The sequence below is a fragment of the Pseudomonas sp. Irchel s3h17 genome (assembly GCF_900187505.1).
Taxonomy (GTDB): Bacteria; Pseudomonadota; Gammaproteobacteria; order Pseudomonadales; family Pseudomonadaceae; genus Aquipseudomonas.
On sequence record NZ_FYDL01000012.1, the window covers coordinates 178,994 to 196,344 of the forward strand.

The 17,351-nt window shown below is 62.0% G+C and carries 17 protein-coding genes; 11 read left to right on the top strand and 6 right to left on the bottom strand.

Annotated features, from left to right (window positions below):
• The first annotated feature begins 42 nt into the window (after positions 1-42).
• Genes CKW25_RS19120 through CKW25_RS19135 form a run of 4 tightly spaced genes read left to right on the top strand, consistent with a single transcriptional unit; the run spans position 43 to position 4,559 of the window.
• Positions 43-1,398 (top strand): pitrilysin family protein, encoded by a 1,356-nt coding sequence (locus CKW25_RS19120; RefSeq protein ID WP_095081554.1) that lies wholly within the window; start codon positions 43-45, stop codon positions 1,396-1,398.
• The gene (locus tag CKW25_RS19125) at positions 1,391-2,881 is read left to right on the top strand and encodes a pitrilysin family protein (protein ID WP_095081556.1); all 1,491 of its coding nucleotides are present in this window, start codon (positions 1,391-1,393) and stop codon (positions 2,879-2,881) included. The genes CKW25_RS19120 and CKW25_RS19125 overlap by 8 nt, the downstream gene beginning before the upstream one ends.
• The gene (gene rsmD, locus CKW25_RS19130) at positions 2,881-3,498 is read left to right on the top strand and encodes a 16S rRNA (guanine(966)-N(2))-methyltransferase RsmD (RefSeq protein ID WP_095081558.1); all 618 of its coding nucleotides are present in this window, start codon (positions 2,881-2,883) and stop codon (positions 3,496-3,498) included. The genes CKW25_RS19125 and rsmD overlap by 1 nt, the downstream gene beginning before the upstream one ends.
• 56 nt (positions 3,499-3,554) lie before the next feature.
• On the top strand, positions 3,555-4,559 hold the full coding sequence (locus CKW25_RS19135; protein ID WP_095081560.1) for a hydrolase: 1,005 nt from the start codon (positions 3,555-3,557) through the stop codon (positions 4,557-4,559).
• Between the two features lie 80 nt (positions 4,560-4,639).
• Here CKW25_RS19135 and CKW25_RS19140 read toward each other — a convergent pair whose 3' ends face one another.
• A complete protein-coding gene (locus CKW25_RS19140) occupies positions 4,640-5,494 on the bottom strand; it encodes a sulfurtransferase (RefSeq protein ID WP_095081562.1) in 855 nt (284 codons plus the stop codon).
• 33 nt (positions 5,495-5,527) lie between these two features.
• Positions 5,528-6,199, bottom strand: coding sequence for a TetR/AcrR family transcriptional regulator (locus CKW25_RS19145; RefSeq protein ID WP_095081587.1), 672 nt, complete (start codon positions 6,197-6,199; stop codon positions 5,528-5,530).
• 146 nt (positions 6,200-6,345) lie between these two features.
• Here CKW25_RS19145 and CKW25_RS19150 point away from each other — a divergent pair, with 146 nt between their 5' ends.
• The 5 genes from CKW25_RS19150 (at position 6,346) to CKW25_RS19170 (ending at position 10,998) form a co-directional block, all read left to right on the top strand.
• On the top strand, positions 6,346-7,776 hold the full coding sequence (locus tag CKW25_RS19150) for a coniferyl aldehyde dehydrogenase (RefSeq protein WP_095081564.1): 1,431 nt from the start codon (positions 6,346-6,348) through the stop codon (positions 7,774-7,776).
• Positions 7,777-7,802: 26 nt separating this feature from the next.
• Entirely contained in the window at positions 7,803-8,348 is a 546-nt protein-coding gene (locus tag CKW25_RS19155) for a twin-arginine translocation pathway signal protein (RefSeq protein ID WP_095081566.1), read from the top strand.
• Positions 8,349-8,416: 68 nt separating this feature from the next.
• Complete coding sequence (locus tag CKW25_RS19160; protein ID WP_095081568.1) at positions 8,417-10,012, top strand: GMC family oxidoreductase; 1,596 nt, start codon at positions 8,417-8,419, stop codon at positions 10,010-10,012.
• Between the two features lie 115 nt (positions 10,013-10,127).
• Positions 10,128-10,607, top strand: coding sequence for a pantetheine-phosphate adenylyltransferase (gene coaD, locus CKW25_RS19165; RefSeq protein ID WP_071552943.1), 480 nt, complete (start codon positions 10,128-10,130; stop codon positions 10,605-10,607).
• Positions 10,608-10,746: 139 nt separating this feature from the next.
• Positions 10,747-10,998: a YfhL family 4Fe-4S dicluster ferredoxin gene (locus CKW25_RS19170; RefSeq protein ID WP_095081570.1), complete on the top strand. Its 252-nt coding sequence runs from the start codon at positions 10,747-10,749 to the stop codon at positions 10,996-10,998.
• A gap of 49 nt (positions 10,999-11,047) precedes the next feature.
• Here the strand turns inward: CKW25_RS19170 and mutM are convergent, their stop codons facing one another.
• Positions 11,048-11,860: a bifunctional DNA-formamidopyrimidine glycosylase/DNA-(apurinic or apyrimidinic site) lyase gene (mutM, locus tag CKW25_RS19175; protein ID WP_095081572.1), complete on the bottom strand. Its 813-nt coding sequence runs from the start codon at positions 11,858-11,860 to the stop codon at positions 11,048-11,050.
• A 30-nt stretch (positions 11,861-11,890) separates the two neighbouring features.
• Entirely contained in the window at positions 11,891-12,760 is an 870-nt protein-coding gene (locus CKW25_RS19180) for an HDOD domain-containing protein (protein WP_095081574.1), read from the bottom strand.
• A gap of 147 nt (positions 12,761-12,907) precedes the next feature.
• Between CKW25_RS19180 and CKW25_RS19185 the strand changes: the two genes are divergently transcribed.
• Positions 12,908-14,104 carry a class I SAM-dependent rRNA methyltransferase gene (locus CKW25_RS19185; RefSeq protein ID WP_095081576.1) on the top strand — a complete coding sequence of 399 codons (1,197 nt, stop codon included), beginning with the start codon at positions 12,908-12,910 and terminating at the stop codon, positions 14,102-14,104.
• Positions 14,105-14,258: 154 nt separating this feature from the next.
• Here CKW25_RS19185 and CKW25_RS19190 read toward each other — a convergent pair whose 3' ends face one another.
• The gene (locus CKW25_RS19190; protein WP_095081578.1) at positions 14,259-14,717 is read right to left on the bottom strand and encodes a transposase; all 459 of its coding nucleotides are present in this window, start codon (positions 14,715-14,717) and stop codon (positions 14,259-14,261) included.
• 426 nt (positions 14,718-15,143) lie between these two features.
• On the opposite strand from CKW25_RS19190, the gene ilvD reads away from it, so the two are divergent.
• Complete coding sequence (gene ilvD / locus CKW25_RS19195) at positions 15,144-16,985, top strand: dihydroxy-acid dehydratase (RefSeq protein WP_095081580.1); 1,842 nt, start codon at positions 15,144-15,146, stop codon at positions 16,983-16,985.
• Positions 16,986-17,230: 245 nt separating this feature from the next.
• On the opposite strand, the gene CKW25_RS19200 is transcribed toward ilvD, so the two are convergent.
• Positions 17,231-17,351 (bottom strand): transposase (locus CKW25_RS19200; RefSeq protein ID WP_141228961.1); only part of this gene is annotated, 121 nt, incomplete at its 5' end.

Genomic DNA, 17,351 nt, shown 5'->3' on the forward strand with positions numbered 1-17,351 from the left:
GACGCTAAGACCAAGCGGGCAGCCCAACAGGTTTAAAAACGAATGAATGCTCTAGCCCGCCGCGCCGCAGGCCTGCTGCTCAGCACAGTTTGTCTGCCCCTTTCGGCTTTGGCTGCCGACCCTCAACCGACCCACGAATTCACCCTCGACAACGGCCTCAAGGTCGTCGTGCGCGAAGACCATCGCGCCCCGGTGGTGGTTTCCCAGGTCTGGTACAAGGTCGGCTCCAGCTACGAAACCCCCGGCCAGACCGGCTTGTCCCACGCACTGGAACACATGATGTTCAAGGGCAGCGAGAAAGTCGGCCCCGGCGAAGCATCGTTGATCCTGCGCGACCTGGGCGCCGAAGAAAACGCCTTCACCAGCGATGACTACACAGCGTACTACCAGGTGCTGGCCCGCGATCGCCTGGGCGTGGCGTTTGAACTGGAGGCCGACCGCATGGCCACCCTGCGCTTGCCGGCCGATGAGTTCAGCCGCGAAATCGAAGTGATCAAGGAAGAACGTCGCCTGCGCACCGACGACAAGCCGATGTCCAAGGCCTTCGAGCGCTTCAAGGCCATGGCCTTCCCGGCCAGCGGCTACCACACGCCGACCATCGGCTGGATGGCCGACCTGGACCGCATGAAGGTTGAAGAGCTGCGCCACTGGTATGAATCCTGGTACGCACCGAACAACGCCACACTGGTGGTGGTCGGCGACGTGACCCCGGACGAAGTCAAAACCCTGGCACAGCGCTACTTCGGGCCGATCGCCAAGCGCGACGTGCCACCGGCCAAGATTCCGCGAGAGCTGGCCGAGCCCGGCGAACGCTTGATTACCCTGAAAGTGCAGACCCAACTGCCGGCCCTGATGCTGGGCTTCAACGTGCCAAGCATCGCCACCACCGAAGACAAACGCTCGGTGAACGCCCTGCGACTGATCGCGGCCCTGCTGGATGGCGGCTACAGTGGGCGCATCCCGACCCAACTGGAACGCGGCGAAGAACTGGTGTCGGGTGGCTCGTCGAGCTATGACGCCTATACCCGCGGCGACAGCCTCTTCACCCTGTCGGCAACCCCCAACACCCAGAAACACAAAACCATGGCCCAGGCTGAAGCCGGCCTGTGGAAACTGCTGGAGCAGCTCAAGACCACGCAGCCGTCCGCTGAAGAGCTGGAGCGCGTGCGGGCCCAAGTGATTGCCGGCCTGGTCTACGAGCGAGACTCGATTACCAGCCAGGCCACCGCCATCGGCCAACTGGAAACCGTCGGCCTGTCCTGGAAACTGATGGACAACGAACTCGCCGAACTGGAAAGCGTGACCCCGCAAGACATCCAGAAGGCTGCCCGACTCTACTTCACCCGCGAACGTCTCAGCGTCGCCCATGTTCTGCCACAGGAGACGACTCATGAGTGAGCGTAAACCACCGCGCCGGGCGCTGATCGGCCTGATCGCCGTCGCCCTGATCGGCTCTGCCGCCTTCTATTTCTCCAGGACCGATGAGTCCCTGGCCAGCGAAGCCTTCGACAAGGCCAAGTCCAGCCAGAAACTGCAATCGCTGGCCGAACTCAACGGCAAGGCGCCGAGCCATCGCACGCTGGACGTTCAGACCTGGACAACCGCTGAAGGCGCAAAAGTGCTGTTCGTGGCCGCACCCGAACTGCCAATGTTCGACATGCGCCTGATTTTCGCCGCCGGCAGCAGCCAGGACGCCGACAAGCCAGGGCTGGCGATGCTGACCAACGCGATGCTCAACGAAGGCGTCGCCGGCAAGGATGTCAGCCAGATCGCCGAGGGTTTCGAAGGCCTGGGTGCCGACTTTGGCAATGGTGCCTACAAGGACATGGCCGTTGCCTCGCTGCGCAGCCTGAGCGCGGTAGACAAACGCGAACCCGCCCTCAAGCTGTTCGCTGAAGTGGTGGGCAGCCCGACGTTCCCGGCCGACTCGCTGGCACGGATCAAGAACCAGATGCTCGCGGGCTTCGAATACCAGAAGCAGAACTCGGCGAAAGTGGCGAGCCTGGAACTGATGCGCCGCCTGTATGGCCAGCATCCGTATGCCCACTCCAGCGACGGCAATGCGCTGAGCATTCCACACATCACCCTGGCGCAACTCAAGGCCTTCCACGCCAAGGCCTATGCGGCGGGCAACGTGGTGATCGCGCTGGTCGGCGACCTGTCGCGCAGCGAGGCCGAAGCGATTGCCGCCCAGGTCTCCGTCGCCCTGCCCAAAGGCCCTGCGCTGGCCAAGATCGAACAGCCAGTGGAGCCCAAGCCCGGCACCAGCCGCGTCGAGTTTCCGTCCAAGCAGACCAACCTGATGCTTGCCCAATTGGGTATCGACCGTGACGATCCGGACTACGCGGCCGTCTCCATGGGTAACCAGATTCTGGGGGGCGGTGGTTTCGGCACCCGGCTGATGAGCGAAGTCCGTGAAAAACGCGGCCTGACCTATGGCGTCTACTCAGGCTTCTCGCCGATGCAGGCCCGGGGTCCGTTCATGATCAACCTGCAAACCCGCGCTGAAATGAGCGAGGGCACGCTCAAGCTGGTACAGGACGTCATGACCGACTATCTTAAAACCGGTCCGACCCCGAAAGAGCTCGACGATGCCAAGCGTGAACTGGCCGGCAGCTTCCCACTGTCCACCGCCAGCAATGCCGATATCGTCGGCCAACTGGGCGCCATGGGTTTCTATGACTTGCCGCTGACCTACCTTGAGGATTTCATGCAGCAGTCGCAGGACCTGACCGTCGAACAGGTCACCGCCGCCATGAATAAACACCTGAGCATGGATAAAATGGTCATCGTCACCGTTGGCCCTACCGTGCCGCAAAAGCCGTTACCGGCCCCTACTGACAAACCTTCCGAGCAGCCGCTCGGGGTTCCGGAGCATTAATGGCCAGTCCATCGCGTCCCAAGAAACCCACTCACAACGTCCACAACGGCGTGAACCAATTGCGCATCATCGGTGGCGAATGGCGTAGCCGTCGCCTGAGCTTCCCGGACGCCCCGGGCTTGCGCCCGACGCCGGACCGCGTGCGCGAAACCCTGTTCAACTGGCTCGCGCCCTACGTAGCCGGGGCCAAGGTGCTTGACCCGTTCGCCGGCAGCGGCGCGCTGTTTCTCGAAGCCCTGTCCCGTGGCGCAGCCATGGGCCAGGCACTGGATGCCAGCAGCCTGGCGGTTTCCAGCCTGAAGGAGCATTTGGGCACCCTGCGCTGCACCGTCGGCCAGGTGCAAACCGCCGACGCCCTGCGTTACCTGGAAACCCAGCCGGCCAGCGCCTACGACCTGGTATTCCTGGACCCGCCGTTCAACCAGAACCTGCTGCCCGCCGTCTGCACCCTGCTGGAAGAGCGGCAATGGCTGGCCGACGATGCGTGGATCTACACGGAAAGCGAAAACGCACCTTCGACCCTCGGCCTGCCGGGAGCCTGGCGCCTGCACCGCGAGCAAAAATCCGGGCGGGTCTACTACGCGTTGTGGCATCGTCTGGCAGAGATCGCCGGTTAACCGACCGGCTTGAAACCGGTGCGCACAGGTTTCGCACCGCTGCATCGAGTACAACCGTGCCTACACCGCCAAACTGCTTCACCCCCGCCTTCGGCCTCGGCAACCCGCACCTGCAAACCTTGTGGGGGCCGCTGTGGCGTAAAACCACGCACCTGGACCGACAACGCGAACGCCTGTGGCTGGATGACGGCGATTTCCTCGATCTCGACTGGCATGGACCGCACAGCGCTGAAACGCCCTTGGTGCTGGTGCTGCACGGCTTGACCGGATCGTCGAACTCACCCTACGTCGCCGGCCTGCAAAAAGCCTTGTCCGCCCGGGGCTGGGCCAGCGTCGCGCTGAACTGGCGCGGCTGTTCGGGCGAACCGAACCGGTTGCCACGCAGCTATCACTCCGGCGTCAGCGAAGACCTCGCGGCGGCGATCAATCACCTGCGCGCGACACGCCCGTTAGCGCCGCTGTACGCGGTTGGCTATTCACTGGGGGGCAACGTGCTGCTCAAGCACCTGGGCGAAACCGGCAGTGACAGCCAGTTGCAGGGCGCCGTGGCGGTCTCGGTGCCGTTTCGCCTGGACCAGTGCGCCGACCGTATCGGCCAGGGTTTTTCCAAGGTCTACCAGGCGCACTTCATGCGCGAGATGCTGGCCTACATCAAGATCAAAGAGCGGCAGTTCCTCCTCGACGGCCGTCACGAGGGCCTGGCGACGCTGGCCCAACTGGGCTCGCTGGACAACATGCGCACCTTCTGGGATTTCGATGGCCGGGTCACCGCGCCGCTGCATGGCTTCGAAGACGCGCACGACTACTACCGCCGTGCCTCCAGCCGCTATTTCCTCGGTGAAATCCGCACGCCGACGTTGATTATCCAGGCGGCTGACGATCCGTTTGTCTTTCCCTACAGCTTGCCGGTGTCCAGCGAACTGTCGGCCTGCACGCAATTTGAACTGCAGGCCAAGGGTGGGCATGTCGGTTTTGTCGACGGCTCGCTGCACACTCCCGGTTACTACCTGGAGCGGCGCATTCCCGATTGGCTGGTTCAATCGGCTCGCGGACAAGGCTAATCCGGGCGAGCCGATCCGTTTCTGGCTACCGGCCCCTGGCCGAAACTGAATCGACCTCGGACAGTGGCCGGTCTGACGTCTCAGTCGCCGGTGGCAATCGCGCGCGCGGGGTCCGTGATCCACTCGCTCCACGAACCGGCATACAGTGCCCCCAGCGGATAGCCGGCCAGGCACAAGGCGAACAGATTGTGGCAGGCCGTCACCCCGGAACCGCAGTACGCCACCAATTCGGTGGGCGAGCGGTCACCGAGCTTTTCGGCAAAGCGCTGCTTGAGTTGGTCGGCAGGCAGGAAGCGCCCATCCGCGCCGAGGTTGTCGGTGAACGCCGCACATTGAGCCCCGGGGATGTGCCCGGCAACCGGGTCGATGGGCTCGACCTCACCACGAAAGCGCGGCAACCCACGGGCATCGAGCAAGGTCATGGACGGTTGCCCGAGGCGCTGTTGCAGTTTCTCGGCACTGAGCAGCAAGCTCGGGTCCGGCGTGCCGTGGAAGGTCCCGCGGATCCTGGTCGGCGCATCCAGGCTCAGCGGCAGGCCCGCGATGTGCCAGGCCTTGAGGCCGCCATCCAGGATGAACACGCCGTCGCGCTTGCCCAACCATGCCAACAACCACCAGGCCCGCGCGGCAAAGGCACCGGGGCCGTCGTCATACAGCACCACTTCACTGTCATTGCTGATGCCCCAGGCTTGCAGGCGCTCGATCAGCGACTGCGCCGCAGGCAACGGGTGGCGGCCGGTCACGCCCTTGATCACCGGGCCACTGAGGTCGCGCTCCAGATCGGCGAACACGGCACCGGCGATATGCCCTTCGGCATAGCTGCGCTGGCCGTAATCCGGATCTTCGAGGGCAAAACGACAATCCAGTATCACCAGCCCGGCCTGGTCTTTTTTCTGTTCCAGGGCAGTAGGGCTGATCAGTTGCGCGATGGACATGGCAGGCTCCTGTGAGTAAGTCTGAGTTCGATGCTACTGCACTTCTTCGAGGGCCTGGGCCAATGGCACGTAAAACTCCTCGAATAAAGCACTCACCTCTTCGCGCGCCTGCTCGGTGACAAACCCGGCTTCCAGCACCAGGACCTGATAAACGCCACGCTTGATGGCTTGCTCGCTCAGGTGGCTGGAGTTTTCCCGGGTCGTGCACAGGAAGCGCACCCAGGAGGTCAGGATGATCCAGGCATTGAGCGTCAGGGATTCGATCTGCACCTTGTCCATGCGCAGGATCCCGGCCTCGACAAAGCCTGCGTAGATCGCCGTGCCCTGGATCAGGCAGCGCTGGGAAAAGCGCCGGTAGCGGGCCGCCAGCTCGGCATCGTTGTCGAGCAGGTGCTCCAGGTCCCGGTGCAGGAACCGGTACCGCCACATGGCCGCCAGCAACGCCTGCAAATAGAAGCGCTTGTCCGCAACCGTGGCCGCACGGCCCTGGGGCGGACGCAGAAAGCTTTCGACCAACGCCTCGTACTCACTGAACAACACGGCGATGATCGCCTGCTTGTTGGGGAAGTGGTAGTACAGGTTGCCCGGAGAAATCTCCATGTGCGCGGCAATATGGTTGGTGCTGACGCTGCGTTCGCCCTGCTGATTGAACAGCTCAAGGCTGTTCTGCACGATGCGCTCGCTGGTTTTTATCCGTGGGGCCATGGCTTGGGCTTTAATCCAGAGTGCGTTGATGGGCATCTTACGACCTATCCGTCGACGGATAAATCATCGCTTCCCGAGGTAATCATTTGACTTTTTAGAGCATAGACTCTAAAAACTTCTCCAGTCTAACAATAATCGGAGCCACCATGACCGCCGACATTGCCTACCTGCAAAACGCCCAGCAGGCCTTGAACGAGCTTAACGACCTGTTTACCGCCCAGCGTCAGGCATACGCGGCCAACCCGATGCCGCCCGCGGCGCAGCGCCAGCAGTGGCTCAAGGCTCTGCGTGACCTGTTGAGTGACGAGCGCCAGGCCCTGATCGACGCCATCAGCCAGGATTTCAGCAACCGCAGCGCGGATGAAACCCTGCTCGCCGAACTGATGCCGAGCCTGCACTGCATCCACTACGCCAGCAAACACCTCAAGGGCTGGATGAAAGCCTCCCCGCGCAAGGTCGGCGCCGCGTTTCAGCCGGCCAAGGCCAAGGTGGTCTATCAGCCACTGGGGGTGATCGGGATCATCGTGCCGTGGAACTATCCGCTGTACCTGGCCATCGGGCCGCTGGTCGGCGCCCTGTCGGCCGGCAACCGGGTGATGCTCAAGCTCAGCGAGTCCACGCCCGCCACAGGCGCCCTGCTCAAGACCTTGCTGGCCAAAGTGTTCCCCGAAGACCTGGTGTGCGTGGTCCTGGGTGAAGCGGACATGGGCATCGCCTTCTCCCGCCTGCCGTTCGACCACCTGTTGTTTACCGGGGCCACCAGCATCGGCAAACACGTGATGCGGGCCGCGGCCGAACACCTGACACCCGTCACCCTGGAACTGGGCGGCAAATCCCCGGCCATCGTGTCCCACGACGTACCGCTCAAGGACGCCGCCGAGCGCATTGCGTTCGGCAAGACCCTCAACGCCGGACAAACCTGCGTCGCGCCCGACTATGTGCTGGTGCCTGAAGAACGGGTCGGCTCCTTTGTCGAAGCCTATCGCCAGGCGGTTCGCGGGTTCTACCCGACCCTCGCGGACAACCCCGACTACACCGCCATCATCAATGACCGCCAACTGGCGCGGCTGCACGGCTACCTCAGCGACGCCACCAGCAAGGGCGCGTTGCTGGTGCCGATGTTCGAGCAGGACCAGGGGCGGCGCATGGGCCACAGCCTGCTGCTCAATGTCAGCGACGACATGACTGTGATGCAGGACGAGATCTTTGGCCCGGTGCTGCCGATCGTGCCCTACAAAACGCTGGATGACGCCTTCGCCTACATCAACCAACGGCCGCGTCCGCTGGCGCTCTACTATTTCGGCTACGACAAGGCCGCACAGAACCGCGTCCTCCAGCACACCCATTCCGGCGGTGTGTGCCTGAACGACACCCTGCTGCATGTGGCCCAGGACGACATGCCGTTTGGCGGTATCGGCGCGTCAGGCATGGGCCACTACCATGGTCATGAAGGTTTCCTGACCTTCAGCAAGGCCAAGGGTGTCTTGATCAAGCAGCGCTTCAACGCAGCGAAACTGATTTACCCGCCTTACGGCAAATCCATCCAGAAGCTGATTCAGAAGCTGTTCATCCGCTGACATTCCATTGCCGGGTAATAACAATAATGAACCCCAGTCTGTCCGATTCCCCCGCGCTGTCACGGCGCGGCCTGCTCAAGTTCAGCCTTGGCGCCACCGCCTTCCTCGCCACCGCAGGCCTTGGCGCCAGCCTCAGCGGTTGCTCGGCCAGCACCCCGGCCAGCGGCTTTGCGGTACTGCGCAGCAGCGACCTGCCGTTTCTGCGGGCCCTGCTCCCGGTGATGCTCGACGGCGCCATCGCGCCCGAGAAGATGCCGACTGCCCTCGAGGGCACCCTGAAATCGCTGGATGACAGCCTCAATCATTTATCGCCAGAAATGCTCAAGCTGACCCAGCAGTTGTTCGACGTGCTCGCCATGCCCGTCACCCGCGGCCCCTTGACCGGAATCTGGGGTGCCTGGGAGAACGCCAGCGGCGATGACATCCGCCACTTCCTGCAACGCTGGGAAAATAGCTCCCTGAGTCTGTTGCGCATGGGCCACAGCTCGATCCTGCAACTGGTGATGATGGCCTGGTACAGCCGCGCCGAGTCATGGGCACATTGCGGCTATCCCGGCCCACCCACCGTGTAAGACCGTGGTTCGCCTGTGATGGGGCTGTCTGCCTCACTCCACTACTCAAAATAAAAAGAGAGTCCCAGATGCCTGTACCCGACCCGTTCCGCGAAGGCATGGCCCGCGGCTGGAAAACCTACAATGGCTCGCAACTGGCCAATGACCTGACATTGGAAGCCGACATTGCCATCATCGGCAGCGGCGCGGGCGGCGGTACCACCGCCGAAATCCTCAGCGCCGCCGGCTACAAGGTGCTGCTGATTGAAGAAGGCCCGCTCAAGACCAGCAGCGACTTCAAGATGCTGGAAGACCAGGCCTACACCAACCTCTACCAGGAAGGCATCGGCCGCATGAGCAAGGACGGTGCGATCACCATCCTCCAGGGGCGCGCGGTAGGCGGTACGACACTGATCAACTGGACCTCGAGCTTTCGCACCCCCGAGCCGACCCTGGAACACTGGGCCAAAGAGCATGACGTCAAAGGCCACAGCCCGGCCGAGATGGCGCCCTGGTTCGAGAAAATGGAGCAGCGCCTTGGCGTCGCCCCCTGGCTGGTGCCACCCAACGCCAACAACGATGTGATCAAGAAAGGCTGTGAACAACTCGGCTACAGCTGGCACGTGATCCCGCGCAACGTGCGGGGCTGCTGGAATCTGGGCTATTGCGGCCTGGGCTGCCCGACCAATGCCAAGCAATCGATGATCGTCACCACCATCCCCGCCACGCTGGAAAAAGGCGGCGAACTGCTTTACCTGGCCCGCGCCGAACAACTGCTGATCAAGGACGACAAGGTCACCGGCCTGCAGTGCGTGGCAATGGACGAGCGTTGCGTGGCCCCGACCGGACGCACCATCACCGTCAAGGCGCGCCACTACGTGCTGGCCGGCGGCGGCATCAACAGCCCGGCGCTGCTCCTGCGCTCCAGGGCGCCAGACCCACATGCGCGCCTGGGCAAACGCACCTTCCTGCACCCGGTGAACATGTCCGCCGGGCTGTTCGATAACGTGATCAACCCGTTCTACGGCGCGCCGCAATCGATTTACTCCGACCATTTCCAATGGCAGGACGGCACCACCGGCAAGATGTCCTACAAGCTGGAAGTACCACCGTTACACCCGGCATTGGCGGCGACCCTGCTCGGTGGCTTTGGTACCGAGAGCGCCGAGCACATGCACCAGTTGCCGCACACCCACGCGATGCTGGCGCTGATGCGCGACGGTTTTCACCCCGACAGCACCGGCGGCAGCGTCGAGTTGCGTGGCGATAACACGCCCGTGCTCGACTACCAGGTGTCGGACTATGCCTGGGATGGCCTGCGCCGGGCGTTTCACAGCATGGCCGAGATCCAGTTCGCCGGGGGCGCAAAGGCCGTCATGCCCATGCACGCCGACGCGCGCTACGTGAAAACCCTGGCCGAAGCCCGCACCATGATCGACGGCCTGAGCCTTGAGCTGTACCGCACCCGCCTGGGCAGCGCCCATGTGATGGGCGGCTGCGCCATGGGTGAAAACCCGAAAAACGCCGTCACCGACAGCCTTGGCCGTCACCATCAACTGAGCAACCTGTCGATTCACGACGGCTCGCTGTTCCCCACCAGTATTGGTGCCAACCCACAATTGTCGGTCTATGGGCTGACCGCACAATTGGCCAGCGCACTGGCGGAGCGTTTAAAAAACGCATGAAAAAATCGATTATTCGCAGCGTCTATAGTGCTTTCTTACCGCAAAGGTGGCTTGGCCGACCGGGAATGCTGCGATACCATCCGACTCCCCAACGGATTCCCGCCAGGACGACGCGATGAACCGAGTGTTGTACCCAGGTACCTTCGACCCTATTACCAAGGGCCATGGCGATCTGGTCGAACGCGCCTCGCGCCTGTTCGACCACGTGATCATCGCCGTCGCCGCCAGCCCGAAGAAAAACCCGCTGTTTCCCCTGGAACAGCGCGTGGAACTGGCTCGCGAGGTCACCAAGCATCTGCCGAACGTCGAAGTCGTCGGCTTTTCGACGCTGTTGGCGCACTTCGCCAAAGAGCAGAATGCCAACGTGTTCCTGCGTGGTTTGCGCGCCGTGTCGGACTTCGAATACGAGTTCCAGCTGGCCAACATGAACCGCCAGTTGGCCCCGGATGTCGAAAGCCTGTTCCTCACGCCCTCCGAGCGTTATTCGTTTATTTCGTCGACGCTGGTTCGTGAAATTGCAGCCCTGGGCGGCGATATCACCAAGTTCGTCCACCCTATCGTGGCCGATGCCCTGACCCTGCGCTTCAAGAAGTAACGACCGAAAAACGTCCGCGCCCGGCCCGGACGTTTTTTGCCCTCCATCGCCCCCGCGTGCACTGCGCTCGTCAATGCGGCACAATTGTGCGCATTAGTTTTCAGATGCCTGGGTCGACAGCCCCGGCAGGAGCCCCACAATGTCCCTGATCATCACCGACGATTGCATCAACTGCGACGTCTGCGAACCCGAGTGCCCGAACGCCGCCATCTCCCAGGGCGAAGAGATCTACGTGATCGACCCGAACCTGTGCACCCAGTGCGTCGGCCACTATGACGAACCACAATGCCAGCAGGTTTGCCCGGTGGATTGCATTCCGCTGGACGAAGCCCATCCGGAAACTGAAGAGCAGTTGATGGTGAAGTACCGGAAAATTACCGGTAAGGCTTGAACCCTGTCGCGCCTGAAAGGGCGCACTTGCGGGCTATCACGCCCTGCTGTCAGCGCTGGCACCGTGGGCAAAACACACTCGCGCGCTGCCCCAGCTTCACGTCTCGAAGCTCTGTCCCGCACACCTTGCAGCCTTCCCCGCCCCGGCCGTAGACGAACAGTTCCTGCTGGAAGTAGCCCGGCTGGCCGTCACCGCCAACGAAGTCACGCAAGGTGGTGCCGCCGCGCTCGATGGCCGCGGCCAGAATGCGTTTGATCTCGATCGCCAGCTTCAGGTAGCGCGCCCGGGAAATCCCCTTGGCCTCGCGGCGCGGATCGATCCCGGCGGCAAACAGCGCTTCGGTCGCATATATATTGCCAACCCCTACCACCACGGCGTTGTCCATGATGAAGGGCTTGACCGCCATGGAGCGTCCCCGCGACAGCTGAAACAACCGCTCACCGTCGAACAGGTCAGTCAACGGCTCGGGGCCGAGGCGAATCAGCAATTCATGATGCAGCGGGTCGAGACTCCAGAGCATCGCGCCAAAACGTCGCGGGTCGGTGTAGCGCAGGGCCAGGCCGGACTCCAGCTCAATGTCCACATGCTCATGCTTGGCCGCTGGCAGCCCGATCTCCACCAGGCGCAAATTACCCGACATGCCCAAGTGGCTGATCAAGGTGCCGACTTCGGCATTGATCAGCAAATACTTGGCACGGCGGTCCACCCCCACGATGCGCTGCCCGGAAAGGCGTACATCGAGGTCCTCCGGAATCGGCCAGCGCAAGCGCCGCTCGCGCACAATCACGCGGCTGACACGCTGGCCTTCAAGGTAGGGCGCAATACCGCGGCGGGTGGTTTCGACTTCTGGCAATTCGGGCATGGCGTACTCGGCTCAGGAAAGGTCCGACACTCAGTGGTGAGCGCCGAGCTCGCGAATCGTCTGCTTGAGGTTTTCGAAGTCGTAGTCCGAGAGGCCGACATAGTCGAGCACCAGATGCCCGATGCTGTCCCACTCATGATCTTCGACCTGGCTGCCCAGTACCCGGTACGACGCGCAAATGTGCTCAGCCATTTTCAGGATTGCCAGCAGGTTCTTCAACTGGCTGTTGCGCGACGTCTCATCGCTGAAGATCGCCAGCGCATTGTGATGATTGGCGATGGCGTGGGTCACGTGCTCCGGCAAGCGCCAGGACTTCGCGGTGTAGTAGCCGACCACGGCGTGGTTGGTGTTGAACGCACGGTTTTCCGTGTCCACCACCCGGCACTCGGCGCTCGCGCTGGCATAGGCCTCTTCCAGCACCGACATGTAGTTGGGGAAGCGCTTGAGCATCAGCGGCACGCCGCAATCGTGGAACAGCCCCAGGGCGTAGGCTTCGTCCACCGCCTGCGAACCAATGCGCTTGGCCAGGCTCAGGCTGGTCATCGCCACATCCTGGGCGGTGTCCCAGAACCGGTTGAGGGTGACGATGGTGTCGTCATTCATCTCGCCCTTGATCGACTGCGCGTTGATCATATTGATCACCGAACGGCTGCCCAGCAGGTTTACCGCACGCTGGATCGACGCGATCTTGTTGCTCAAGCCGAAGTACGGCGAGTTGACGATTTTCAGCAAGGCGCCAGAGAGGCCGGGGTCTTGGGAGATCAGCTTCGCGATCACTTCCAGGTCCGGGTCGGGCATGTACTGCTCCATCTGCAAATCCACCATGATTTGCGGTTGAGGCGGTACGCTGATGCCTTGCAGGGCCTGCTGGATCTGTTCGGAAGATAGCTCTTGGGACATAAGTACTCACTCTGGGCAAGTGATCGATTCTAGCGGAAAAAAACCGCCATATGGGCGATCTGTCCGACGCAACGCCTATAAACAACCGCGCTGCAAGCCCCCATCTAGCGCTATAATCCCGCTCTTTTTTTCACCTGGAGCGACGTTATGTCCCTGCCAAGCTTGCGCCTCAAAGCCAACGCCGACCGTCGCCTGCGCGCCGGTCACCTGTGGGTCTACAGCAACGAAATCGACGTAGCCGCCACCCCACTGCACGGCTTCAAGGCGGGCGATCAAGCGATACTGGAAGCTGCCGGTGGCAAGCCCCTGGGCATCGTCGCCATGAGCCCGAACAACCTGATCTGCGCGCGCCTGCTGTCGCGCGACATCAAGCTGCCGCTCGACAAGTCGCTGCTGGTGCATCGCATTAACGTGGCCCTGTCGCTGCGTGACCGCCTGTTCGACAAGCCGTTCTACCGCCTGGTCTATGGCGACTCCGACCTGTTGCCGGGCCTGGTAGTCGATCGTTTCGGCGACATCCTGGTGGTACAGATCGCTTCGGCGACCATGGAAGCCCATAAAGAAGACGTGATCGCCGCGCTGACCCAAGTGCTCAAGCCGAGCGGCATCCTGTTCAAGAATGACTCCGCGGCACGCGACGCAGAAGGCCTCGAGCGCTACGTCGACACCGTGTTCGGCCTGGTGCCGGAGTGGGTGGCCCTGGAAGAGAACGGCGTGAAATTCGAAGCGCCGGTCATCCAGGGACAGAAAACCGGCTGGTTCTACGACCACCGCATGAACCGCGCGCGCCTGGCACCGTATGCCAAAGGCAAACGCGTACTGGACCTGTACAGCTACATCGGCGGCTGGGGCGTGCAAGCTGCCGCGTTCGGCGCCAGTGAAGTGTTCTGCGTCGACGCATCGGCCTTCGCCCTCGACGGCGTCGAGCGCAACGCCGCGCTGAACGGTTTCGCCGACAAGATGACCTGCATCGAAGGCGACGTGTTCGAAGCCCTCAAGGAACTGAAAGCCAGCGAAGAACGTTTCGACGTGATCGTGGCCGACCCGCCGGCGTTCATCAAACGCAAGAAAGACATGAAGAACGGTGAAGGCGCCTACCGCCGCCTGAACGAGCAAGCCATGCGCCTGCTCACCAAGGACGGCATCCTGGTCAGTGCTTCGTGCTCGATGCACCTGCCCGAAGACGACCTGCAGAACATCCTGCTGACCAGCGCCCGCCATCTGGACCGCAACATCCAGCTGCTGGAACGCGGCGGCCAGGGCCCGGACCACCCGGTACACCCGGCGATCGCCGAAACCCGCTACATCAAGAGCATTACCTGCCGGTTGTTGCCTAACAGCTGACGGCTAGATTCACTGTAGGAGCGAGCCGGGCGGCGCTCCGTTTGCTCGCGAAAAGCGCATCGGCGACACGGGCTTCCAGAAGCGCTGCGTTATCGTTGACGTTCTTCGCGAGCTAGCTCGCTCCTACAGCGAGCCGTATTTGCCTGGGAATGTTTCAGAGCCAGATGGCATCCCACAGCGGATAGTCGCCGAGACTTGTAACCAGTCCTGCTCGCAAGGGATTGGCAATGATGTAGCGGGCCATCACCCTGAGGTCATCCTCGCGACGCAGGGCCCGATCGAAGTATCCCTTTTGCCATACAGGTGCATAACAGCCTCGTTGTTGATTGATGAGCCGTGCACAGCGAGATTTCGTCACTTGCATTAATTTCGGCAAATCACCGTTGCGTAACTCAACCAGCCAGTGAAGGTGATCTGGCATGATTACCCAGGCCAATGAGTCGGCAGCGCCGGTTTCTTGAGCTTTTCGGAGTTGACTCACCACCAGGCGACCCATTCGCCAATCATTGAAGATCGGTTGTCGTTGATGGGAGACGGCCGTGAGCAAGTAGATGCGGCCGGATTCTGAATAACGGCCGGCACGTAAGTGATGGGCATGTGGTGTATCGGACATTCCATTGTCCTCCTCGGTGACGGAAGAGAAACGGTAAGCTGGAAGAAGAGGGTTGTCGTTGTGGCAATGGGTCCGGATGTGTCGGTTCCCCCTGTAGGAGCGAGCGTGCTCGCGAAAAAACATCTGGCACCGTGATCTATCAGGCACAACGCGTCATCGTTGGCGTTTTTCGCGTGCGCGCTCGCGCCTACAAAGGTATATGCCGCCCGCACGCGCTCACCGGCATTCCTTCCTGACGCCAGCGGTGTAGAATCGAACGATTCATCGCCAGTCATCCCCCGGCGGGTTTATGAGCTCAGGCTGAGGCGCGCGGCGATCCCGCACAGTCATCGGCAGCTTTCGGACACACGGCCATTTCCGGGTGTTCCCGAGGTCAATAGAAGCTCACTCCCCATTTGATACCTGATTTGCCGCCCGGAGTGCTCCATGCCTGATTACCGCTCGAAAACATCCACCCACGGTCGCAACATGGCCGGTGCTCGCGCCCTGTGGCGCGCCACGGGGATGAAAGATGACGACTTCAAAAAGCCGATCATCGCCATTGCCAACTCGTTCACCCAATTCGTACCGGGCCACGTCCACCTCAAGGACCTGGGCCAGCTGGTTGCCCGCGAGATCGAGCGTGCTGGCGGCGTAGCCAAGGAATTCAACACCATCGCGGTCGATGACGGCATCGCCATGGGTCATGACGGCATGCTCTATTCGCTGCCGAGCCGCGAGATCATCGCCGACTCCGTCGAGTACATGGTCAACGCCCACTGCGCCGACGCCATTGTCTGCATCTCCAACTGCGACAAGATCACCCCCGGCATGCTGATGGCGGCCCTGCGCCTGAACATCCCGGTGATCTTCGTCTCCGGTGGCCCGATGGAAGCCGGTAAAACCAAGCTCGCCTCCCACGGCCTGGACCTGGTCGACGCCATGGTCATCGCCGCCGATTCCAGCGCTTCTGACGAGAAAGTCGCTGAATACGAACGCAGCGCCTGCCCGACCTGCGGTTCCTGCTCCGGCATGTTCACCGCCAACTCGATGAACTGCCTGGTCGAAGCGCTGGGCCTGGCCCTGCCGGGCAACGGTTCGACCCTGGCCACCCATAGCGATCGCGAGCAGTTGTTCCTGCAGGCCGGCCGTACCATCGTCGAGCTGTGCAAGCGCTACTACGGCGAAAACGACGAGTCGGTCCTACCGCGCAACATCGCCAACTTCAAGGCATTCGAGAACGCCATGACGCTGGACATCGCCATGGGCGGCTCGACCAACACCATCCTGCACCTGCTGGCCGCCGCCCAGGAAGCCGAGATCGACTTCGACCTGAAGGACATCGACCGTCTTTCGCGTCACGTGCCGCAACTGTGCAAGGTCGCGCCGAACATCCAGAAGTACCACATGGAAGACGTGCACCGCGCCGGCGGGATCTTCAGCATCCTCGGTTCGCTGGCCCGTGGCGGCCTGCTGCACACCGACCTGCCGACCGTGCACAGCCGCAGCATGGAAGAAGCCATCGCCAAGTGGGACATCACCCAGACCACCGATGAAGCGGTGCATCACTTCTTCAAGGCCGGCCCCGCAGGTATCCCGACCCAGACCGCGTTCAGTCAGTCGACCCGCTGGGAAACCCTGGACGACGACCGTGAAAACGGCTGCATCCGCAGCGTCGAGCACGCCTATTCGCAAGAAGGCGGCCTGGCCGTGCTGTACGGCAACATCGCCCTGGACGGCTGTGTGGTGAAGACCGCAGGTGTCGACGAGTCGATCCACGTGTTCGAAGGCAACGCGAAGATCTTCGAAAGCCAGGACAGCGCCGTGCGCGGCATCCTCGCCGACGAAGTGAAGGCCGGCGACATCGTGATCATTCGCTACGAAGGCCCGAAAGGCGGCCCGGGCATGCAGGAAATGCTCTACCCGACGTCGTACCTGAAATCCAAAGGCCTGGGCAAAGCCTGCGCCTTGCTCACCGACGGCCGTTTCTCTGGCGGTACTTCGGGCCTGTCCATCGGCCACGCGTCACCGGAAGCCGCTGCCGGCGGTGCCATCGGCCTGGTGCAGGACGGTGACAAGGTACTGATCGACATCCCGAACCGCTCGATCAACCTGTTGGTCAGCGACGAGGAACTGGCCGCACGCCGTGCCGAGCAGGACAAGAAAGGCTGGAAACCGGTTGAAGTGCGCCCGCGTAAAGTGACCACCGCACTGAAAGCCTATGCCCTGTTGGCCACCAGTGCCGACAAGGGTGCGGTACGCAACAAGGCGATGCTCGACGGGTTGTAATTCTTAATCGTCGAACAAAAAAATGCCCCGCCACGTGCGGGTAATGCCGATCAGTTAAGAGAAATAAAGCCGAGCACGAAACCCGTGGCGAGGGAGCTTGCTCCCGCTGGGGCGCGAAGCGGCCCTGTTTTGGGGCTGCTATGCAGCCCAGCGGGAGCAAGCTCCCTCGCCACGGGCTCTATGTTCAGTTGGTCTTTGGCTTAACTGATCGGCATTAGCCAAGTGCGGGGCATTTTTTTGGTTCTTCACGGATTACCGGGAAAAACGCTCTTTATCTTCATGAAAAAGAATTCGCTATCCCGATAACCGTACGCCATCCGCTTGATGACCTTGATTCGATTGTTGATACCTTCCAACTGCCCCGTA